This is a genomic window from Streptomyces sp. NPDC005811, assembly GCF_040630405.1.
GTDB lineage: Bacteria > Actinomycetota > Actinomycetes > Streptomycetales > Streptomycetaceae > Streptomyces.
Genome location: NZ_JBEXXK010000070.1, coordinates 36,336 through 57,277, shown reverse-complemented (window position 1 = coordinate 57,277; position 20,942 = coordinate 36,336). Strand labels below are relative to the sequence as shown.

14 protein-coding genes, 2 tRNA genes, 1 pseudogene and 1 riboswitch are annotated in these 20,942 nt (G+C 73.5%); of the genes and pseudogenes, 7 read left to right on the top strand and 10 right to left on the bottom strand.

The genetic code is table 11. From position 1 onward, the window contains the following. Nucleotides 1-990 (top strand): NPCBM/NEW2 domain-containing protein (locus ABZ490_RS45725; protein WP_359004604.1); only part of this gene is annotated, 990 nt, incomplete at its 5' end. A 12-nt stretch (nucleotides 991-1,002) separates the two neighbouring features. On the opposite strand, the gene ABZ490_RS45720 is transcribed toward ABZ490_RS45725, so the two are convergent. Together ABZ490_RS45720 and ABZ490_RS45715 are read right to left on the bottom strand one after the other, a co-directional pair. Then, nucleotides 1,003-4,428 carry a BTAD domain-containing putative transcriptional regulator gene (locus tag ABZ490_RS45720; RefSeq protein WP_359004601.1) on the bottom strand — a complete coding sequence of 1,142 codons (3,426 nt, stop codon included), beginning with the start codon at nucleotides 4,426-4,428 and terminating at the stop codon, nucleotides 1,003-1,005. Nucleotides 4,429-4,676: 248 nt separating this feature from the next. Further along, entirely contained in the window at nucleotides 4,677-6,782 is a 2,106-nt protein-coding gene (locus tag ABZ490_RS45715) for an asparagine synthase-related protein (RefSeq protein WP_359004598.1), read from the bottom strand. Between the two features lie 706 nt (nucleotides 6,783-7,488). On the opposite strand from ABZ490_RS45715, the gene ABZ490_RS45710 reads away from it, so the two are divergent. The 4 genes from ABZ490_RS45710 to ABZ490_RS45695 all read left to right on the top strand — a co-directional run bounded on the left by ABZ490_RS45710 (nucleotide 7,489) and on the right by ABZ490_RS45695 (nucleotide 12,512). Next, on the top strand, nucleotides 7,489-8,913 hold the full coding sequence (locus ABZ490_RS45710) for a hypothetical protein (RefSeq protein ID WP_055638960.1): 1,425 nt from the start codon (nucleotides 7,489-7,491) through the stop codon (nucleotides 8,911-8,913). Nucleotides 8,914-8,995: 82 nt separating this feature from the next. Next, a complete protein-coding gene (gene lhgO / locus ABZ490_RS45705) occupies nucleotides 8,996-10,207 on the top strand; it encodes an L-2-hydroxyglutarate oxidase (RefSeq protein ID WP_359004594.1) in 1,212 nt (403 codons plus the stop codon). Nucleotides 10,208-10,248: 41 nt separating this feature from the next. Beyond that, a complete protein-coding gene (gene trmB, locus ABZ490_RS45700; protein WP_359004591.1) occupies nucleotides 10,249-11,079 on the top strand; it encodes a tRNA (guanosine(46)-N7)-methyltransferase TrmB in 831 nt (276 codons plus the stop codon). 122 nt (nucleotides 11,080-11,201) lie between these two features. Continuing rightward, on the top strand, nucleotides 11,202-12,512 hold the full coding sequence (locus ABZ490_RS45695; protein ID WP_359004616.1) for a PrsW family intramembrane metalloprotease: 1,311 nt from the start codon (nucleotides 11,202-11,204) through the stop codon (nucleotides 12,510-12,512). Between the two features lie 10 nt (nucleotides 12,513-12,522). On the opposite strand, the gene ABZ490_RS45690 is transcribed toward ABZ490_RS45695, so the two are convergent. The 4 genes from ABZ490_RS45690 to ABZ490_RS45675 form a co-directional block, all read right to left on the bottom strand. Next, nucleotides 12,523-13,479 (bottom strand): aldo/keto reductase, encoded by a 957-nt coding sequence (locus tag ABZ490_RS45690; RefSeq protein ID WP_359004588.1) that lies wholly within the window; start codon nucleotides 13,477-13,479, stop codon nucleotides 12,523-12,525. 133 nt (nucleotides 13,480-13,612) lie between these two features. After that, nucleotides 13,613-14,659 (bottom strand): M23 family metallopeptidase, encoded by a 1,047-nt coding sequence (locus ABZ490_RS45685; protein WP_359004585.1) that lies wholly within the window; start codon nucleotides 14,657-14,659, stop codon nucleotides 13,613-13,615. Between the two features lie 7 nt (nucleotides 14,660-14,666). Then, a riboswitch (cyclic di-AMP (ydaO/yuaA leader) is annotated at nucleotides 14,667-14,833 on the bottom strand. A 255-nt stretch (nucleotides 14,834-15,088) separates the two neighbouring features. Beyond that, nucleotides 15,089-15,162, bottom strand: a tRNA-Met gene (locus ABZ490_RS45680). A 17-nt stretch (nucleotides 15,163-15,179) separates the two neighbouring features. Then, nucleotides 15,180-16,310, bottom strand: coding sequence for a dihydrofolate reductase family protein (locus tag ABZ490_RS45675; RefSeq protein WP_359004582.1), 1,131 nt, complete (start codon nucleotides 16,308-16,310; stop codon nucleotides 15,180-15,182). A gap of 83 nt (nucleotides 16,311-16,393) precedes the next feature. Between ABZ490_RS45675 and ABZ490_RS45670 the strand changes: the two genes are divergently transcribed. Further along, nucleotides 16,394-16,912, top strand: coding sequence for a MarR family transcriptional regulator (locus tag ABZ490_RS45670; protein ID WP_359004579.1), 519 nt, complete (start codon nucleotides 16,394-16,396; stop codon nucleotides 16,910-16,912). Nucleotides 16,913-17,028: 116 nt separating this feature from the next. Next, entirely contained in the window at nucleotides 17,029-17,661 is a 633-nt protein-coding gene (gene ribA / locus ABZ490_RS45665) for a GTP cyclohydrolase II (RefSeq protein WP_359004576.1), read from the top strand. Here the strand turns inward: ribA and ABZ490_RS45660 are convergent. From ABZ490_RS45660 to ABZ490_RS45645, 4 genes and pseudogenes are all read right to left on the bottom strand, one after another. Continuing rightward, a complete protein-coding gene (locus ABZ490_RS45660; RefSeq protein ID WP_359004573.1) occupies nucleotides 17,648-18,307 on the bottom strand; it encodes an NUDIX domain-containing protein in 660 nt (219 codons plus the stop codon). The genes ribA and ABZ490_RS45660 overlap by 14 nt on opposite strands. Nucleotides 18,308-18,758: 451 nt before the next feature. Then, a tRNA-Lys gene (locus ABZ490_RS45655) sits at nucleotides 18,759-18,831 on the bottom strand. 104 nt (nucleotides 18,832-18,935) lie between these two features. After that, a complete protein-coding gene (locus ABZ490_RS45650; protein ID WP_359004570.1) occupies nucleotides 18,936-20,459 on the bottom strand; it encodes an amino acid permease in 1,524 nt (507 codons plus the stop codon). Between the two features lie 139 nt (nucleotides 20,460-20,598). Beyond that, nucleotides 20,599-20,942: pseudogene (locus ABZ490_RS45645) on the bottom strand (RNA helicase); the annotation flags it as partial.

Sequence of the window (20,942 nt, the reverse complement as noted above, 5' to 3'; positions counted from 1 at the left end):
GCGGGCGCGGCCGCCGCGGCGGGCGGGAGCGCGGCCGGAGGGGCGGCGGGAGGGGCCGCCGGAAGCGCGGCCGGAGGGGCGGCAGGAAGCGGTGGGGCCGGCGGGAGCGCGGCCGGAGGGGCGGCAGGAGGGGCGGCAGGAAGCGGTGGTGCCTCCGGTGGGGCCGGCGGGAGCGCGGCCGTCTCGGAGGGACTGGGCGCGCCCGTGAAGGCCGGGATCGCCGCCGGTGTCGTCGCGGTCGCCGCCGCCGCGCTGGCCCTCGCCCTCGTCGGCGACGAGAGCCCCGCCCGGCAGCCCGAGGCCGCACCCGCGGCCTCCGCGCCCGTGGCCCGCCCGCAGGACCCGACGCCCACCCCCACGCGGAGGACGGCATCGCCCGCGCCGGAGGAACCCGCGGTGGTCGTCCCCGCCGCGGCCCCGACCCGGTCCCCCGCCCCGACCCCGCGCCGGACGTCCGCCCCGGCCCCGGCGGTCACCCCGACGCCGACCCCCACACCGACCCCGACGCCCCCGGCCGCCGTGACCCCGACCCCGGCTCCCCCTCCCCCGCCCGCCCCCGCCGTCTACCCGCTGAGCGAGCTGTCCTTCGACGTCCACGGCGACGGCACCGGGCCGGAGATCCGGCTGGGCGGCAGCAGTTGGGTGTGGCAGCGCTACGAGGTGTCCATCGCCGGCCGGCGGTACGCGCGCGGGGTGACCGTCCACGGCCGGTCCTCCGTGACCGTCGACCTGAACCGCGCCTGCACCTCCTACGACGCACTGGTCGGCCTCGACGATCTGACGCTGGACCTCGGCGAGGTGACCTTCTCCGTCTACGCCGACGGGGCCCGGCTGTGGTCGTCCGGGACGGTGAGGGGCGGCGATCCCGCCGTGCCCGTCCATGTGGACCTCGGCGGCCGGGCGACCGTCCGGCTGGTGGTCGAGCCGCGCAGCCCCTTCGACGGAGTGGCCCTCGCGGACTGGGCCGAGTCGAAGTTCAGCTGCTCGTAGCGGCCGGCGGGCTCACCCCGACGGGCTCACGGCCGGCGCCGGGTGGGCCCGTACGGCGGCGGCGAGCTCCTTCTGGACCTCGGTCACCGTCAGGTCGTCGCCCCGGGCCCGCTCGGCGGCGTACCGCTCGGCGCCCAGGGCCCGGCGGGCCTGCGCGCGCGTGCGGGCGGCGCGCCCGCGCCGCAGGGCGGCACGGGGGAGGGTGCCGCGCAGCCGGTCGGCCGCGGCCAGCAGCACGACCGCGCGCGGGAAGTCCCCGAGCCCGGCGAGCTGGTCGGCCGCGCCGTCCACGACCGCCGCGACGATCGCCTCGCTGCATTCGTCGGCCACCGCCCGGCGCAGTCCCTCGGCGAGCATCGGCAGGGCGTGCTCCGGGCCGGACTCCAGGGCCGTGAGCTCCGCGTCGAGCAGGGTCAGGGCGGCGGTGAACTGGGGCGGCGGAGTGCCCAGCCGCGCCGTCACGAGGGTCGCGTCGCACAGCTCGCGCGCGCGGACGACGTCCCCCTCCTCCAGTGCGATGCAGGCGCGCAGCAGGATCACGAAGGCCTGGGCGTCCGCCACGGCCTGCCGGTCGGCGGCGGCGCCCGCCTCGTCCAGGAGGGCCATGGCGCCGGGGAGGTCGCCCGAGCGGTAGGCGATCTCCGCGAGCCGGGCCATCAGGAACGGCGCCTCGGTGTAGGCGCCGACCTCGTAGGCGAGTCGCAGCGCCTCCCGGTACTCCGCCTCCGCCTCCGGGAGCCGGCCACGCGCCATCTCCGCCTCCGCGGTCGCGCTGCACACCTGGGCCAGCATCCAGCGGTCGCCGACCCGCCGGCTGATCAGGCGCAGCTCCGCCAGGTCGTCGTCCACGCCGGCCATCCCGCCGGGGGAGTCGACGACCATGTGCGTCCGGAACATCAGGGTGCAGCCCAGCTCCCAGTCGCCGCCGTGCGCACGGCAGTTGGCGACGGCCGCGTCCAGGAGGCCGCGGACGTCGAAGGTGCCGCGCATCTCGAAGGCGGCCGCCACCGGCCAGACCAGTCCGGGCATCCGGGCCGCCGCCGGGCCGCCCGGCTGGTAGCGGGCCCGCAGACGCAGGAGGTAGGCCCGGTAACGGGGGTCGGCCTCGGCCTCTCCCGGCTCGGACTCGGAGAGCAGGAACACCTGCAGCATCCGCAGGTCCAGCCGCTGCGCCTCCCTGGGGTGACCGCCTGGCCCGCCGTCGTCGTCCGGATCGCCCTCGGCGTCCGGCGGGGCGAGGAAGGACTCGACCGGGTCGACGGCGGCCATGCGGGCGGCGAGGTCGGCGGGGACGGGGAGGGAGCAGCAGGTGAGGTCGGGTGCCGTCGGGGAGGAGGGTGCGGTGTCCGTCGGCCGGGCGGGGAGGGTGTCCAGGGCCAGGCTCAGGCGCAGGGTGCGGTCGGCCCAGGCGGCGCCCTCCTGGCGGTAGTTGCGCAGCCACCAGAACCAGCCCATGGCGAGGCAGAGGGCGCCGGCCTCTTCCTCGTCGGCCGCGGTGATCGCGCGTCGGGTCGCCACCCGGATGTTGTCCAGCTCGGTCTCCAGTCGGGAGATCCACGGGAGTTGCTCGGCGGAGCGGAGCAGGGGGTCGGCGCGCTCGACGAGCGCGCGCGCCCATGCGCGGTGCCGTCGTTCGGCCGCCACGCGTGCGTGCGGGTCCTCGGCGGCGCGCTCCACGGCGTACTCGTGGATCGTCTCCAGCATGCGGTAGCGCATGTCGTGGCCGCCGTGCGCGCCGTCGCCGTCGGGCGGGTGCGGGGCCGCCAGGACCAGGGACTTGTCGACCAGCGCGCCGACGAGGTCGACGACCGGGCCGGTGCACACGGCCTCGGCGGCCTCCAGGTCCCAGCCGCCCGCGAAGACGGACAGCTCGCGCAGCAGGGTCCGCTCCGCTTCGTCGAGCAGGTCCCAGGACCAGTCGACGACGGCCCGCAGGGTCTGCTGGCGGGGCAGGAGGGTGCGGCTGCCGGAGGTGAGGAGGCGGAAGCGGTCGTCGAGGCGGTCGGCGATCTGGCGGGGGGTGAGCAGCCGGAGCCGGGCGGCGGCCAGCTCGATGGCCAGGGGCAGTCCGTCGAGCCGCCGGCAGATCTCCGCGACCGCCTGCTCGTCCCGCTCGTCCTGCCCGGGCGCGGTGGGGGCCGTGGTGGGGCGGACGGCCGCGGCGCGCTCCCTGAAGAGGCGGTGCGCCTGGTCGGGGAGGAGGGGGTCGACCGGGCGGACCGACTCGCCGGGGACGCCCAGGGGTTCACGGCTGGTGGCGAGGATCGTGAGCCCGGGGCAGCGGGTGAGGAGGGTCTCGGCGAGGGCGGCGGCCGCGCCGATGACGTGCTCGCAGTTGTCAAGGATCAGGAGCGGGCTGCGCGTGGCGCAGTACTCGACGAGCAGGGCGACCGGGTCGTCCTGCGGGGTCGCGAGGTCCGTGGTCATCAGGACGGTCTCGCGCAGACCGAGGGCGCTGACCACCGCGCCCGGCACCGCCTCCGGCCGGTCGAGCGGCGCCAGCTCGACCAGCCACGCCTGCGGGAGCCCGGCGGCGGCTTCCTCGGCGAGGCGGGTCTTTCCCGAGCCGCCCGGTCCGGTGAGGGTGACGAGGCGGGCCCTGTGCACATCCGAGCGGATGGCGTCGATCTCTGGTTCCCGGCCCACGAAAGAGGTAAGGCGCGGACGGATGTTGCCGTTTCGCTCCGGCGGTGGGGCCGGTGGGAGGGGCCGGGGCTCGGGGCGGGCGAGGAGTTCGGCGTGGAGGGCGCGCAGTTCGGGGCCCGGGTCGGCGCCGAGGGCGTCGGCGAGGGTCCGGCGTGCGCTCTCGTAGGCGGCGAGGGCGTCGGCGGTGCGACCGGTGTCGCGCAGGGCGCGGACGAGGAGGGCGTGCAGGGGTTCGTCGTACGGGTGTGCGGCGACGAGTTCCCGGAGGCGGGGTACGGCCTCGCGGGCGCGGCCGAGGCGGAGGTCGGCCTCGGCGCGGGCCCGGACGGCTTCGGCGTGCAGGGCCTCGGGGCGGGCGGCCGGGGTGCGGTCGGGGAGGTCGGCGAGGGCGGGGCCGCGCCAGAGCGCGAGGGCGTCGTCGAGGGTGCGGGCGGCGGTCTCGGGGTCGCCGCCCCGCTGGAGGGCGGTGGTGGCCTCGCGTACGAGCCGTTCGAAGACGTGGAGGTCGACGTCGGCCTCGGTGGCGGCGAGGCGGTAGCCGCCGGGGGTGGAGGTGACGACGTCCTTGCCGAGGGTGCGGCGGAGTCGGCCGACGAGGGCCTGGAGGGCGGCGGGGGCGTCCTGGGGCGGACCGTCGGGCCAGATCTCGTCGACGAGGGTCGCGCTGGGTGTCGACCGGCCCGGCCGAAGGGCGAGAACGGTGAGGAGGGCACGGAGGCGGGGGGCGGTGAGGGGTATGGGGGTGCCCTGGTCGTCCTCGGTCTGGGTGACCCCCAGGATGTTGAACCGCACGGGGTCATTGTCGCCGGGGGGTGGGGCGGGGGCACGGGGTTTGCGCTGGGGTGTGTCGGGCCGGGGCGGATCCGCTCGTGGCGCTCGCGGGGTGCAGCAAGCAACCGGCCAACGCGAGCGCAACCCCCTCGGGGCGCGGGGAACTGCGCGACCGGCCACAGGCGGCCCGCGCCCGGACGACGGCCTGCGGCACGGTGAGGACACCCCACCGCAGCGTGAAAGGTGAGGTCCGCTTCCCCGCCCCCGGCTCACCCCCCGGAGGACACCGCTCGGCGTTGCGGTGCGATCCCCGCCGGTACCGCGCGCGCCCGGGCCGGGGTCCCGGTCCAGCAGGTGCCCCGGCGGGACAGCAGACGGCGGAGCCAGAGTTCGAGGGAGATCAGGTCGGCGAGGCCGTCCAGGGGGAGGGGTTCGCCGGAGGCCGCCGCGCGGACGGCCTTGCGGACCACCCGCGCCTCGATCAGGCCCGCCTCCGCGAGGAGGGGCGCGTCGAACAGGGTGAGGAGGGGGTCGGTGGCGAGGCGGAGGCCGTTGCGGGCGGTCGTGGCGGTGGTGCCGTGGGCGGGGGCGCCCCAGCCGGGCGGCAGGTCGGTGATGCCGGCGCCCTTGAGGACGGTCCGCAGGATCGCGGCACGCGCGCCCGGCTGCACGCGCAGGGTTTCGGGGAGGGCGCGGCAGGCGCGGACGACCTGGTTGTCGAGGAAGGGGGCGTGCAGGCGCTGGGAGCGGATCTCGGCGGCCTGTTCGAGGATGCGCAGGTCGGCCGCGTGCCGGGTGAGGGCGGCACGCGCGCGGTAGTCGCCCGGGCGCTGGCCGGGACCGACCCCGGCGCGATGGGCCGAATTCTGCAGAAGAACCGATACTTCAGCCAGCGCCTCACCCGTCAGCCAGCGGGCCGCGGGACCGGGTCCGGCCCAGGTCAGCGCCGCCAGGGAGGCACCGACCGCGCCGCCCGGCTCGTCCTCGAAGCTGCGGTGCAGCAGGCGGTCGGCGAGGTTCTCGACGCCCGCGCGGTACGGCGTACGGGCGAGTCTTCGGGCGGCGCCGTACACGCGCGCGGGAACGAGCACCGAGCCGTCGGCCTTGGTGAGGGCCGCCACCGGGCGGACCAGGTGACGGCGTTTGCGGTCCATGAGCAGGTCCGCGAGGCGGGCCGGGTGGGCGTCCAGGACCTGCCGGGCGCCGTAGCCGGTGAAGTGGTCGGCGCTGCCCGCGGCGAGGCGCGCGCGGTGGCGGGCGGCGGTCACCAGGCTGGGGCCGGGTTCGTCGGTCAGCGGGCCGTCCAGGTCGGCGTACGGCAGGGTCTCCTCGGCGCCGGTCACGACGACGTGGTGCAGACGCGGGTTGGCCGCCAGGGCGCCGGCCCGTTGCAGCTCCTCCTCACGCGCGCGTGTCGTCAGGTCGTTGAAGGTGACCGCCAGCAGCCGCTCCCCCGCGCCCGTGCCGTGGCCGAGGACGGTGCCCGGCATCCCGGGCAGGCCGGCCGCCAGCAGGGCCAGCGTGCCGGAGGCCGGACCGCCGGAGAGGTCGGCGCCGATGCCCGGGACCGGCATCCCGCGCGCGGCGCGCCGCTCGGCGGGACCCATTCCGGGTACGGGACCGGGATCGATGTCGGGCACGTGTCTGGGCGCGGACAGACGCGCGCGTACGGCGTCTACGAGCGCGTCGCGCACCGCGTCGACCGCGCTGTCCGGGTCGGCCGGCGGTGCCGCCACGGCGAGGGACGCGACCGGGTCGTAGCCGGCGATCTCACGCGCCCCAGCGCGCAGGATCAGCGCATGCCCCGGCGGTACGCGCCGCACGCCGTCGTACGGAGTGGAGTCGTGCAGGGCGGCCGGGACGTCCGGGGCGGCCAGGAGCGCGGCCAGGTGGCCGAAGTCGAGGTTGGCCTCGATGAGGTCGGCGAGCGGCAGCGCGGCCGTGGCGTAGGCGGTTCCGCCTGCCCAGGGGGTGTGGAAGACCGGGCGGGCGCCGGCGAGGTCGCCGCAGACGGTGACCCGGCGGCCGACCTGGACGACGGCGGTGTAGCTGCCGGGCCAGGCCGTCAGATGGCGCAGTGCACCCCCGCGCGCGGCGAACAGGCCGACGCGCAGCTGCTCGTCGCTCGCCCCGCAGGTGCCGAGGACCGCGATCCGGGTCTGGGGGTCGGCCTGGACCACCCGTACCTCGTCGGGGCGCCAGTCGCCGACCGCCCAGAGCGGATCGGGGTCGCCCCACAGGAGTTGGGAGCCGACGGGGTGCAAGGTCTCACCGTCGTAGCCGACTTGACCGCCGTAGGTGTCGCCGCCCTCGTAGCCGACGGCCCCGCCCAGCGCACCCGCGGCGGTGCTGCTCCATCCCACCAACCACCGCATCGACGCCTCCACGGGCTGTGGACAACCGAGTGCACCGTACGAACGGTTCACCATGCTGCCACGAAGAACGCGTCACAGAGGGAGGCGACGCCGCTTGTGATCCGGGGAGTGCGCCCGCGTCGTGGCGTCGGCGCCGGCCCGCGCGGACGGGGGGACCCCGGTGTCTGCGGCATGAATGCGCCCCCGGTACGCTCCCCCAAGTCGCCCTGTGCGCCCTCGATTTCCATGGTCGGAGGCGTTGTCACCCATGGAACGCAGGGTCGATTTTCGGCCAAATCCGGCGCGGGCGCGTCCCGTCGGCCGTGCCGTGCGCAGGCTCCGCACACGCTCCGTGCACACGCGCGTACCCGTCACGAGCCGCGCCGGCCCGGGAGACGGAAGGCGCCTCCCGGACCGCTCCGCCGCCCGCGGGGATGAAGGCGGCGGTGTCCCCCAGCCCACTGGATCCAGTACAGCGGGCCGACCCACGCACGACCCATGGAACCGTTCCCCCGATGGCCGGAGAAGAGCGCACACGCAGGCGCACGGCCACACAGCGGGAGCACGCGGCGACGGACCGTGCCGAAGCCCGCACTGCAGTACGGACCACAATCCCGCCAACCGGCAGAATGCCCCTTAACGCTTGGGATGCGGCGAACTACGCTGGGTTTACGAATGCCGCGTGGTTATGCCAGAGCGGCAGCCGGATGTGTCGAGGGGTGGCGCAATGTCCAGGGAGCAACGCGGGCCGAACGAAAAGCTCGGCGCCGTTCTCGCCCTCGCGGGAATCAGCAACGCAGGACTCGCGCGACGCGTCAACGACCTTGGCGCTCAACGCGGGTTGACTCTTCGCTACGACAAGACGTCCGTGGCGCGCTGGGTGTCGAAGGGCATGGTGCCGCAGGGCGCCGCGCCGCACCTCATCGCGGCCGCCATCGGGCAGAAGCTCGGCCGCCCGGTGCCGCTCCACGAGATCGGCCTGGCGGACGCGGACCCCGCGCCCGAAGTGGGCCTCGCCTTCCCCAGGGACGTCGCCCAGGCCGTGCGCTCGGCGACGGAGCTCTACCGCCTCGACCTGGCCGGCCGAAGGGCCGGTTCGGGGGGCATCTGGCAGTCCCTGGCCGGATCATTCGCAGTAAGCGCATACGCAACGCCCGCGTCGCGCTGGCTGATAACCCCGGCCGACAGTTCGGTGGCGCGTGAGGCCCACTCCCTGGAGGGGACCGGCGCACCGCTCAAAGTCGGCCACAGCGATGTGCAGAAGCTGCGGGAGGCCGCCGAGGACGCCAGACGGTGGGACTCCAAGTACGGGGGCGGGGACTGGCGTTCGTCGATGGTCCCCGAGTGCCTGCGGGTGGAGGCGGCGCCACTGCTGCTCGGCGCGTACTCCGACGAGGTCGGGCGCGCCCTGTTCGGGGCGAGCGCCGAACTGACCCGGCTGGCGGGGTGGATGGCCTTCGACACCGGTCAGCAGGAGGCCGCTCAGCGGTACTACATCCAGGCGCTGCGGCTCGCGCGCGCGGCAGCGGACGTACCGCTCGGGGGGTACGTGCTGGCGTCGATGTCGCTCCAGGCGACGTACCGGGGCTTCGGCGACGAGGGCGTCGACCTCGCGCAGGCCGCCCTGGAGCGCAACCGGGGGCTGGCGACCGCCCGCACGATGAGCTTCTTCCGGCTCGTCGAGGCACGCGCGCATGCCCGCGCGGGGGACGCGCAGGCGGCCGGGGCGGCGCTGAAGGCGGCGGAGAGCTGGCTGGAGCGGGCGCGGGAAGGGGATCACGACCCTTCGTGGCTCGGGTTCTACTCGTACGACCGGTTCGCCGCCGACGCGGCCGAGTGCTACCGGGACCTGAAGGCGCCCCGGCAGGTGCGGCGCTTCACCGAGCAGGCGCTGTCGCAGCCGACGGAGGAGTTCGTGCGCTCGCACGGGCTCAGGCTGGTCGTGTCCGCGGTCGCCGAGCTGGAGTCGGGGAACCTGGACGCGGCGTGCGAGCAGGGGGTGCGGGCGGTGGAGGTCGCGGGGCGGATCTCGTCGGCGCGGACCACCGAGTACGTGAAGGATCTTCTGCATCGGCTGGAGCCGTACGGGGACGAGCCGAGGGTGGTGGAGCTGCGGGAGCGGGCCCGGCCGCTGCTGATGGCGCCGGCCTAGAAGATCTTCGCCCCTGAGGCAAGCTGCCGTACCCCGCGTTTGAAGTGACTGTCAGTGGTGCAGTGCACTATCGGAGGCGGAGGTGGTGCAGGTGGTGGCGTACGACTGTGACGTGCTCGTCGTCGGCGGGGGCATCGTCGGGCTGTCCACGGCGTATGCGATCACGCGGAGTGCGCCCGGGACCCGGGTGACCGTGCTGGAGAAGGAGCCGGGACCGGCCCGGCACCAGACGGGGCGCAACAGCGGGGTGATCCACAGCGGGATCTACTACCGGCCCGGCTCGCTGAAGGCGCGGTACGCGGTGCGGGGCGCCGCGGAGATGACCAAGTTCTGCGCGGAGTACGGCATCGCGCACGCCGTCACCGGGAAGCTGATCGTCGCCACCGAGCGGGACGAGCTGCCCCGTCTGCACGGACTCGTGCAGCGCGGCCGGGAGAACGGCATACCGGTGCGGGAGCTGGGCGCCGCGCAGATCGCGGAGTACGAGCCGGAGGTGCGCGGACTGGCGGCGATCCACGTCGGGACGACCGGGATCTGCGACTACACGGCGGTCGCCCACCGGCTCGGCGAGGCGTCCGGGGCGGAGATCCGCTACGGCGCCGAGGTGGTGCGGGTCGACCGGCGGCCCGAGCGGGGGGTGGCCGTGCTCACCGCGCGCGGGGACGTCGTGCGGGGCCGTGCGCTGGTGAACTGCGCGGGGCTGTACTGCGACGAGATCGCCCGGATGACCGGGGACGAACCGGAGGTGCGGATCGTCCCGTTCCGGGGCGAGTACTACGAGCTGGCGCGGCCCGATCTGGTGCGCGGACTCGTGTATCCGGTGCCCGATCCGGCGTTCCCGTTCCTCGGGGTGCATCTGACCAGGGGGATCGACGGCGGGGTGCACGTGGGCCCCAATGCCGTGCCGGCGCTGGCCCGCGAGGGGTACGACTGGGGAGTCGTACGGCCCCGCGAGGCGCTGGCGACGGCGGCGTGGCCAGGGGTGTGGCGGATGGGACGCCGGCACTGGCGGTACGGGGCCGGGGAGCTGCGGCGGTCGGTGTCCAAGGGGGCGTTCGTGCAGGCGGTGCGGCGGTTGTTGCCGGCGGTGCGCGAGACGGACCTGGTGCGGGCGGACGCGGGGGTGCGGGCGCAGGCCGTGCTGCGGGACGGCGGTCTGGTGGACGACTTCCTGATCCGGGAGGGCGCCCGCGCGGTGCACGTGCTGAACGCGCCCTCACCGGCGGCGACGGCCTCGCTGCCGATCGGCCGGGAGGTCGCCCGCAGGGCCCTGGAGGTGCTCGGGACCCGGTGAACCTGGTGAGCCCGGCGCACGGCAGTAAAATCGACCCCACTGTGTCTGATTCCGTGAACACCCCCGAAGTCCCCCGGCCCGCTCCCGGCGGCGAGCACCACCCCGGCGAGTCCGTCCGGCACACCCGGGCCAAGGGGGAGCCACGCTTCCCCGACGGCCCGAAGGCCGACCCCGCCGGGTCGCACTTCGAGCGGCGGATCAGAAGCTTCCAGCCCCGGCGCAGCCGGGTGACGGCCGGGCAGGCCGACGCGCTGCAACGGCTGTGGTCGCGGTGGGGCCTCGACATCGACGGGCATGCCGTCGACCTCGGCGAGCTGTTCGGGAACGACAGACCCGTGGTGCTGGAGATCGGGTTCGGGATGGGCGAGGCCACCGCGCAGATGGCGGCCGCCGACCCGGACATCAATGTCCTCGCCGTGGATGTGCACACCCCCGGTCAGGGCAATCTGCTCAACCTCGCCGACCGGTCCGGGACGGACAACGTCCGGGTCGCCAACGGCGACGCGATCATCCTGCTGCGGGAGATGCTGACGCCCGACTCGCTGGCCGGGCTGCGCGTGTTCTTCCCCGACCCCTGGCCGAAGAAGCGCCACCACAAGCGGCGCCTCATCCAGCCGGAGTTCCTCAGCCTGGCCGCGACGCGGCTGCGGCCGGGGGCGACCGTGCACTGCGCGACCGACTGGGAGCCGTACGCGGAACAGATGCTGGACGTCCTCACCGCACACCCCGACTTCGAGAACACGCAGGCAGACGGCGGTTTCGCGCCCCGGCCCGCGTTCCGGCCGCTGACCCGTTTCGAGGGCCAGGGGCTGGACAAGGGGCATGTGGTGAACGACCTCCTCTTCCGTCGCGTACAGCACGGCGATCGCTGACCGACAGACCGTCCACCACAGTCCCCTCCCTCGTTAGGGTCGATGCCGTGGCCATCAGTCACCCGTTTCCGCCGTACCCACCGCACCCGGACGGCCCGGCCGAGGACGCCCGGCACCGGCGGGTGCACTGGTGGCGGAGGAGATGGGTGCGGTACGGGGCCCTCATCACGCTGCTCACGCTGTCCGGGCTGGTGATCCTGGCGCTGGTGCGGGAGCAGACCGGCACCGAGGGGTTCCTGGTCGGGCTGGGGCTCGCCGTGCTGCCGGTGCCGCTGCTGATAGCCGCCTTCCGCTGGCTGGACCGGGTGGAGCCCGGGCCCTGGCGGAATCTGGTGTTCGCCTTCGCCTGGGGCGCCTGCGCGGCCGCGCTGATCGCGATCGTCGCCAACAGCTTCGCCACCCGCTGGATAGCCACCGCCACGGCGGATCCGTCCGGCGCGGACACCCTCGGGGCGACGGTCATAGCGCCCGTCGTCGAGGAGTCCGCCAAGGCCGCCGCGATCCTGCTCGTGTTCCTCTTCCGCAGACGGGACTTCACCGGGCCGGTCGACGGGCTGGTCGTCGCCGGGATCACCGCCACCGGCTTCGCGTTCACCGAGAACATCCTCTATCTGGGCACCGCGTTCGGCACCGACCAGCTCAGCGGGGACAGCGGCATCGCGTCCGTGACGGCCGCGACCTTCTTCGTGCGGATCGTCATGTCTCCGTTCGCGCACCCTCTGTTCACCGTGCTCACCGGCCTCGGCTTCGGGCTCGCGGCGCGCTCCGGGTACGGCCGGCAGGTGCGCCGCGTGCTGTTCCCGCTGGGCGGGCTGCTCCTCGCGATGGGCATGCACGCCCTGTGGAACGGCTCCTCGACCTTCGGCGACTTCGGGTTCTTCGCGGTGTACGCGTCCTTCATGGTGCCCGCGTTCGGGCTGCTCACCTGGCTGGCGGTGTGGACCCGGCAGCGGGAGCTGCGCACGGTCCGCGAGGAACTGCCGGCGTACACGGCGGCCGGCTGGCTGACCCCGGCCGAGCCGTACGCGCTCGGCTCGATGCGGGCGCGGCGGCTGGCCCGCGAGTACGCCAAGCGGCATCTGGGCCGCCCGGCCGCGCGGGCGGTCGCCGAGTACGAGGCGTACGCGACCTCGCTGGCGTTCCTGCGGCACCGGGGGCGCGGCGGCCGGGCGGGCGACGACTTCGTCGTACGGGAGCGGGAGCTGCTGAACGAGCTGTGGCGGCGCCGGGAGGTCGCCCGCCCGGCGCTGGACCATGCGGCGCGGATGACGGTGCCCACGGCGCCCGGGCCGGGTTACGGGTACGGGAGCCCGCAGGGTTACGGCACCCCGCACGGGTACGGCAACGCCCACGGGCACGGCAACGCCCACGGGTACTACGGGTACGGGTATCCGGCGGGGCCGTACCCCGTCCAGAACCCCTATCGGTCGTAGGGGTCGGAGGTTACGCGGATGCCTGGGCCGAGGCCGTCGTCAGCCACGTGATCTCCTCGTCCGTCAGCTCCAGGTCCGCCACCGCCAGCAGGGGCGGCAGCTGGTCCAGGGTGCGGGCGGAGGCGATCGGGGCCACGACCGTCGGCCGGGCGGCGAGCCAGGCCAGGGCGACGGTGGCGACCTCGGCGTCGTGGGCCCGGGCGATCTCGTCGAGGGCGGCGAGGACGCGGACGCCGCGCTCGGTGTCGAGGTGCTTGCCGGCGCCCGCGGCCCGCGGTCCCTCCACCGTCGTACCGGGGCGGTACTTGCCGGTGAGGAAGCCGGAGGCCAGGGCGAAGTAGGGGACGGCGGCGAGGCCGGAGCGGGCCGCGAGGTCCTGGAGGCCGCCCTCGTAGGTGTCGCGGGAGACCAGGTTGTAGTGCGGCTGGAGGGCGACGTACCGGGCGAGGTCCTCGCGGTCGGAGAACTCCAGGGACTCCCGGAGGCGTTCGGGCGAGATGTTGGAGGCGGCGATGTGGCGCACCTTGCCGGCCCTCACCAGCTCGTCCAGGGCGCCGATGATCTCCTCGACCGGCACCTCGGGCTTGTCGAAGTGGGTGTAGTAGAGGTCGATGTGGTCGGTGCCGAGGCGGGTGAGGGACGCGTCGGCGGCGGCCTTGATGTTGGCGGCGGTCAGGCCGGGGAAGTCGGGGTGCTGGCTGACCTTGGTGGCGATGACGACGTCGTCGCGGTTGCCGCGCTTGTGCACCCACCTGCCGAGGATGGTCTCGGACTCGCCGCCGCTGTTGCCGTCGACCCAGGCGGAGTAGGAGTCGGCGGTGTCGACGAAGTTGCCGCCGGCGGCGGCGTAGGCGTCCAGGACGGCGAAGGAGGTCGCCTCGTCGGCGGTCCAGCCGAAGACGTTGCCGCCGAGGGCGAGCGGGAAGACCTCGAGGTCCGAGGAGCCGAGCTTGCGCAGAGAAGTCATGTCCTACGTCAACAACGGCTTCGGAGCGGCCCATTCCGTCCGCCGCGCCGAAGCGTACGAAGAACGTGTGAACAGGACCGCTCCGGGAAGGGCAAGGGCGGCATCAGTTGGACGCGCCCGTAGGACGGCACCCTTACGGGTTGAGCCCCTTGCTGTGCAGCCAGGCCATCGGGTCGATGCCGTTGGCGGCGCCGTCCGGGTGGACCTCCAGGTGGAGGTGGGCGCCGGTGACGTTGCCGGTGGCGCCGACGCGGCCGATCACGTCACCGGTGCCGACCTTCTGGCCCGCGCTGACGTTGATCGAGGACTGGTGGCAGAACCACAGCTCGGTGCCGTCGTCCAGGGTGAGGATGGTGCGGTAGCCGTAGGAGCCCGCCCAGCCCGCCTCGGTGATGGTGCCGCTGTGGACGGCCTTGATCAGGGTGCCGGTGGGGGCGGCGAAGTCGAGGCCGGTGTGGTAGCCGGAGGACCAGTAGGCACCGGCCTGACCGAAGGTCGCGGTGAGCGTGTACGAGGAGGTCGGCAGCGTGTACTGCTTGGCCAGCTCGGCCAGGCGCGCGGCCTCGGCCTTCTCCTTGGCGGCCTGCTCGGCCTTCTCCTTCGCGGCGGCGGCCTCGGCCTTGGCGTCCTTCTCGGCCTTGGCGACCGCGGCCGCCTCCGCCTTGGCCGCGGCGGCCTCGGCGGCGGCCTGGGCACGGTCGGCGACCTGGGTCTGCTGCGACTCGGCCTGAGCCATGATCCGCTCGCGCAGCGCCTCACCGGCGTCGGCCGCGGCGCCGCTCCGGTCGGTGGCGGTGGAGGCCTCGGCGCCGAAGCCGGAGAGCGCGGGTGCGGCGTCCTGGCCTGAGTCGTCGTCGGAGATGAGGGAGCCCACGGAGGGCAGGTCCGGCATGGAGATGGAGACCGGGGGCTTGCCGGTGTTGGCGCTGGCCATGCCGCCGGCGCTGAAGGCGGCTATGACGCCGACGCCGAGGACGGTGGAGCTGCGGGCGAATCCGCCGCCGCCGCGCTGCTTGGCGACCCGGTGCTTGCCCCGTGCCGGGGCGAGGGACTCCTCGGTGGGATTCCACTCCTCCCAGGGGCCCTCTTCGCTGCGGTAGCTGCCGTAGCCGAAGGTGTCGGAAGAGGAACGCTGGCTCGGCACGAAGGGGGCTTCGGGAGCAGGCCGGTTGGACGCCACGCGGGCGCACTCCTTTCCTTCCGACGCCTACCGGGTTAGCTGACGGGTTCGGAGCGGGAAGGTCTCCTACGCGCGTAAACCGTTCGTGACTCTACGAGTTCACGACGCTTCCGTGCGATTCACCCCAAGATGGTGGTTCCCCGGTTCCCTTGCGGGATTCGACGCGTGCGCACGGAGCCGACTCTTGTGACGGCTGGGACGACCGCGCTGCGTTATCGAACGTTAATAGACCCGGGCGTAGCTTTCCAAGCTCTTCCCCTTGATCAACAACCTTTTTTGGCCTGGACTTTCGGGCCATGACCGGTGAAAAACGGGCGAGTTGCCGGAATTCACAGTACACACACAGCCCGCTTGCAGGGCCGGACGGAGAACGCGCGACGCATACACCGAGGGCCGGAACCCTTTCGGATTCCGGCCCTCGGCCTTCAGTAGCGGGGACAGGATTTGAACCTGCGACCTCTGGGTTATGAGCCCAGCGAGCTACCGAGCTGCTCCACCCCGCGTCGTTGAAACAACTGTATCACCCGCTCAGGTGCAGGTTCGCCACCCTCGCCCGCTCGGCGTACTCCGGGAGGACGACGACGTCCACGCCCTCGGCCGTCAGCAGCCCGTTTCCGTCGGCGGCGGTCACGAAGGTGTCCGGCTCCCGCCAGGCGGTGACCACCCGGCGCACGCCCGCGTCGAGGATGAGGCGGGCGCAGGGCTTGGGGCGGGAGGCGCGGCGGGCGCAGGGTTCGAGGCTGCTGTAGACGGTGGCCGTGGCCAGCCGGGGGTCGGCCGGGTCGAGTTTCGCGAGGGCGGCCTCCTCGGCGTGGACGACGGGGTCGCCGGCCTCGCGGGAGTGGCCGCGCGCCAGTTCCGTGCCGTCGGCGGCGACGATGACCGCGCCGACGCTGAAGGCGGTGTCGGAGGGCGGGCACTGGGCGGCGAGCTCACAGGCGAGGGCCAGCCAGTGGCGGTCGGCGGCGGAGGGGAGCGGGCCGGTGCCGGGGGCGGTGGGCTCGTACCGCATGAGGACGACGTCCTCGATCCGCCGGGTCTCGGTGAGCCGGAGCCGTCCGCCCTGGTAGGCGCCGGGGCCGAAGAGGCGGGGCGCGTCCGGGTCGCCGACGAAGAGGGGGGCGAGGACGAGCTGGACCTCGTCGGCGAGGCCCTGCTGGAGGAGCTGGGTGTGGATCGTGCCGCCGCCCTCGACCATGAGCCGCCGTACGCCGCGCTCGTCGTGGAGGTGCTCGAGGAGGCGGCGCCAGTCCAGGTCGGGGCCGAGCGGGACGACATCCGCGGCGATGCCGAGCGCCTCGGCGCGCCGGGCGCCCCGGTCCGTCGTGTAGACGACCTTGTCGCCGCCGGTGTGCCAGAAGTGCGCGGCGGGGTCGAGGTCGCCGGAGCCGCTGACAGTGACCTTGAGGGGGTACTCCGGCTTTCCGGCCGCCACGCGCGCGTGCCTGCGGTCGGCGGAGTTCACCAGCAGCCGGGGGTTGTCGGCGCGGATGGTGCCGGCGCCGATCAGGATCGCGTCGACCGAGGCCCGTACCTCGTCGACGCGGTCGAAGTCGGCGGGGCTGGACAGCAGCAGGCGCTCGGCGGTGGTGTCGTCCAGATAGCCGTCGAGGGAGACGGCGGCGGACAGCAGGACGTATGGGTACGGCATCGGCGCGGCTCCCCTGGGACACGAACTGTTTCGGCAACGAGGTGGGTCTTGGTTCAAGTTTGAAACAAACCTACACTGGAGGCATGACGACCCGCTGGCTCACCCCCGAGGAGCAGCGCGCCTGGCGCGCGTACGTCGCCGGCTATCTCCTCCTGGAGGACGCCATCGACCGGCAGCTCCAGCAGGAGGCCGGCATGCCCCATCTCTACTACTCCATCCTCGCGAACCTGTCCGAGTCCCCCGAGCGGCGGCTGCGGATGACCGATCTGGCGGAATCGCTGAAGATCACGCGCAGCCGGCTGACGTACGCGGTGACCCGGCTGGAGAAGGACGGTCTGCTGCGGCGCGAGGACTGCCGCTGGGACAAGCGCGGCAGTGTCGCGGTGCTGACGGAGGAGGGCATGGCGGCCCTGGAGCGGCTGGCACCCGGCCATGTGGAGACGGTCCGCACCGGCCTCTTCGACCGGCTCACCCCCGAGCAGGTCCGCCAGCTGGAGGAGATCTTCACGCAGGTGGTCGCCGGATTCCAGGAAGACGGCGAGGCGCTGCCGGAAGAACTGCCGTGGCGCAGGCGTTCATCGGGATGTTCCGGAAGCTCGTGAGCCGGGCCACAATCACGTTGCTTCAAATTTAAAGCATGGGGTAGGGTCTCACCCGGCACACTGCTTCAAATCTGAAGCAGAAGCCGTACCGACCGCACTCGCCCCGGGAGACCCGCATGCCCGACACCCCCGCCGCCACCCAGCGCGCCCGCGTCCGGGTTCCGCTGCGCTTCCACGACGGCTACTCCGTCGACGCCGAGCTGGTCACCTTCCACGGCCTGGCCGATGAGCAGGAGCATGTCGCCGTGGTGCTCGGCGAGCCCGCGCCCGGCACGGTCCCGCTGGTCCGGCTGCACTCCGAGTGCCTCACCGGGGACGTCTTCGGCTCGGCCCGCTGCGACTGCGGCCCGCAGCTGCGCGAGGCCGTCGAGCGCATAGCCGAGACCGGCGGCATCCTGCTCTACCTGCGCCAGGAGGGCCGCGGCATCGGCCTCTACAACAAGCTCGACGCGTACGCCCTCCAGGACCAGGGCCTGGACACCTACGAGGCGAACGCCGCCCTCGGACTGCCCGAGGACGGCCGCGACTACACCGCCGCCGCCCAAATGCTGCAGGCCCTCGGCGTCACCAGCCTGGACCTGCTGTCCAACAACCCCGACAAGGCCGACCAGCTGCGGGAGCTCGGCATCGACGTCCACGACCGGGTCCCGACCGGTGTGTTCACCACCCCGCACAACGTCCGCTACCTGCGCGCGAAGGTCCTGCAGACCCAGCACACCCTGCCGCTGGCCCAGCTCAGCGCCGGCTGAACGGACCGTCCAGGGCGGCCCACTGGAGCAGCATGATGGTCTTCGCGTCGGCGATCCCGCCGGAGCGGACCAGACCGAGGGCCTCCGTGAACGGCAGCTCCACGACGGCGATGTCCTCGCCCTCGGCCGCCACACCCGCCGTGTCGGCGCCGGGGGCCGAGCCGTCGTAGGGGGCGGCGAAGAAGGCCAGGCGCTCGGTGACCGAGCCCGGGCTCATGAACGCGTCGAACACATGCTCCACCTCGTGCACGGTACGACCCGTCTCCTCGACGGCCTCACGGCGGATCGCCGCCTTCGGGTCGTCGCCGTCCAGCAGCCCCGCCGCGGTCTCCAGGAGCATGCCGTCGGGGTGGCCGTTGACGTAGGCGGGCAGCCGGAACTGACGGGTCAGCAGGACCGTTTCCCGTACGGGGTCGTAGAGCAGGATCGTCGCGCCGTCGCCCCGGTCGTAGGTCTCCCGCCGCTCCCGGCTCCAGTGGCCGTCGTGGTGCCGGTAGTCGAAGGTGGTGCGGCGCAGGACCGCCCAGTCGCAGGCGAGGACCTCGACGTCGAGGATGCGGACGCGCGGGTTCCCGGTGAGGTCACGGCCGTGCAGATGCAGGCCGGTGCGGCCGCGGGGGTCGGGGGTGTCGATGCCGGCGGTCATGGGGGCTCCTCGGGTCGCGGGCGGGCTTCGCACGGGAGTTCCATGATCCCAAGGTCGCGGGGTGCGGAGCCGGTCATCGGCCGGGCTGCTGTCGAACGGCGTCGACGGCATCGTGCGGCTCCCGTCGGCGCGGAGCGGTTCCGGGCGGACGCCGGCGTGCTGGACGGCGTACGGCTCACCGGGACGGGCACGGTCGCCGACCGGTCGTGGGCCCGCCCCGCCGTCACCGTGCTCGGCATCGAGGAGGGCACGGGTTCGCCCTTCCGGGCCGTCAGGGCGGCTCGAACCCGCTGTGCACCGTCCTCGCGCGGGCCTACCAAACGCCGAGATCATCGCGCCGAACCGGAGCGACCGCCGCGAGCCCGGGGGAACGCCGCGGCGCCCGCCCCGGCCGAAGCCGGAACGGGCGCCGCACAGCAGGTCGGAGGCGGTATCCCCCGACCACCGTCCGTAGGCCCTGTGGGACTCGAACCCACAACCAATGGATTAAAAGTCCACTGCTCTGCCAATTGAGCTAAGGGCCCAGGCGATGTTGCCTCCCCGAGCATAGCCGGACCCGGCCGTGTCTCCGATCGGGTATCGGGGACACGGCCGCGCCGCGGGCCGGGAACCGGTGAGGATCGGCCGGTCAGGGGGTCTTTCCGGCCCGGGCCGCCTCGCGCGCGGCGGTCCGTTCGTGGTCGGGGTTGAGGAACCAGGTGCGGGCCGAGGCCAGCCACCACACGCCCGCGAAACCGAGGACGACCAGGACGGCGACCGGGGCGTAGTTGAAGGTCTCCCAGGTGACCGGGGAGACCTGCGGCAGCATGAACAGCACGGTGATCACCACGACCCACCCCACCGACACCACGCCGATCGCCTCCGACCAACGGCCCAGATGCCACGGCCCCCGCTCGAAGGCCGCGCCCTTGCGGACCCTCAGCAGCGTCGGGATGACATAGGCGATGTAGAGGCCGATCACCGCGATGGAGGTGACCGCCGCGTAGGCCGTGACGTTGATCAGGTACGGCAGGCCGAGGACGAGCGCGCCGCCCGCCGCCAGCCAGACCGCCGCAACCGGGGTACGGGTGCGCGGGCTGACCGTGTGCCAGACGTGCGACCAGGGCAGTGCGCCGTCCCGCGAAAAGGCGTAGATCATGCGGCTGTTGGCGGTCACCGAGGCCATTCCGCAGAAGAGCTGGGCGCCGATCACCACCAGGAGCAGCAGCTTGCCCGCCGTGGCGCCGAGCGCGTCGAGGAGGATCTGGGCGGGCGGTGCGCCGGTCGGGGAGTTGCGGGCGCCGTCGTAGGACTGGATGGCGAAGGTGAAGCCCAGCAGCAGGACGAATCCCGCTATCCAGGAGGTCCAGATGGACTGCACGATGCCCTTCGGGCCGGCCGTGGACGCGTCGTGGGTCTCCTCCGTCATATGGGCCGAGGCGTCGTAGCCGGTGAAGGTGTACTGGGCCATCAGGAGGCCGAGCAGCACCACATAGACGCTGCTTCCCCAGCCCGTGTTGTTGACGAACTCGCCGAACACGAAGGACGCGGACTGGTGGTGGTCCGGCACGAAGGCCAGGGCGCCGACGATCACCGCGACGCCGAGCACGTGCCACCACACGCTGACGCTGTTCAGCAGCGCGACGATCCGCACACCGAAGGTGTTCAGCAGACCGTGCAGCAGGAGGATCCCGGCGAACAGCAGGACCGTGCGGCCCGGTGTCACCTCGAAGTCGAACTGGAGGTTGAGGTACGCCCCGAGGAAGGACGCCGCGCCGAAGTCGATGCCCGCGGTCACCGCGACCTGGCCCAGCACGTTGAACCAGCCCGTGAACCAGGCCCAGGCGGCGGCCGTGCGCGGCGGGGCGAGACGGTGGGCCCAGAAGTACAGGCCCGCGGAGGTGGGGTACGCCGAACAGATCTCGGCCATCGACAGACCCACGAAGAGGGTCATGAGGCCCACGGCCACCCAGCCCCAGATGATCACCGCGGGGCCGCCGGTGTTCATCCCGAAGAGGTAGAGGGTCAGACAGCCGGAGAGGACCGAGATGATCGTGAAGGAGACCGCGTAGTTGGAGAACGCCGACATGCGGCGGGCGAGAACCTGCGTGTATCCGAGCTGGGCCAGCCGCTCCTCGTCCGAGAGGCCGCTCCCTGTGCCTTCATCTGTCATGCCCCCAGCAATGCCCGCGCGGAGGGGGTGACACACGTCACAACTTGGCTGAAAAGTGCGGTCGGTGGCCGGGATGCCGAAAGGGCCCGTACGACGGGGAGTCGTACGGGCCCTTCGGTCAGCCGGTCACCGGCCGGTGTCAGCCGTTGCGCTTCCAGCGCGGCTTGTCGTCGCGGCGGCCGAAGGAGCCGCTGCCGCTGCCGCTGCCACGGTGCTCACCGCGGTGGTCGTCACGGCGGCCGAACGGGCGGTCGTGGCCGCCGGAGCGGAAGCCCGGGCGGTCGTCGCGGCGGTCACGGTTGAACGGGCGGTCGCTGCCACGGTGACCGGCACGGTCGTCACGGCGGAAGCCGCCACGGTCGTCACGGCGCTCGAAGGAACGGCCACCGCGGTCGTCACGGTCGCGGTTGTCGCGGTTGTCGCGGTTGAAGCCACCGCCACGGTTGTCGCGGTCGTCACGGCGGAAGCCGCCACGGTCGTCAC

Excerpts from the sequence above, each read along its gene's own strand:
- ABZ490_RS45715 (WP_359004598.1), bottom strand. The coding sequence starts at position 6,782 with ATGCGGTGGTTGGTGGGATGGAGCAGCACCGCCGCGGGTGCGCTGGGC.
- ABZ490_RS45710 (WP_055638960.1), top strand. The coding sequence starts at position 7,489 with ATGTCCAGGGAGCAACGCGGGCCGAACGAAAAGCTCGGCGCCGTTCTC.
- ABZ490_RS45690 (WP_359004588.1), bottom strand. The coding sequence starts at position 13,479 with ATGACTTCTCTGCGCAAGCTCGGCTCCTCGGACCTCGAGGTCTTCCCG.
- ABZ490_RS45675 (WP_359004582.1), bottom strand. The coding sequence starts at position 16,310 with ATGCCGTACCCATACGTCCTGCTGTCCGCCGCCGTCTCCCTCGACGGC.
- ABZ490_RS45670 (WP_359004579.1), top strand. The coding sequence starts at position 16,394 with ATGACGACCCGCTGGCTCACCCCCGAGGAGCAGCGCGCCTGGCGCGCG.
- ribA (WP_359004576.1), top strand. The coding sequence starts at position 17,029 with ATGCCCGACACCCCCGCCGCCACCCAGCGCGCCCGCGTCCGGGTTCCG.
- ABZ490_RS45660 (WP_359004573.1), bottom strand. The coding sequence starts at position 18,307 with ATGACCGCCGGCATCGACACCCCCGACCCCCGCGGCCGCACCGGCCTG.
- ABZ490_RS45650 (WP_359004570.1), bottom strand. The coding sequence starts at position 20,459 with ATGACAGATGAAGGCACAGGGAGCGGCCTCTCGGACGAGGAGCGGCTG.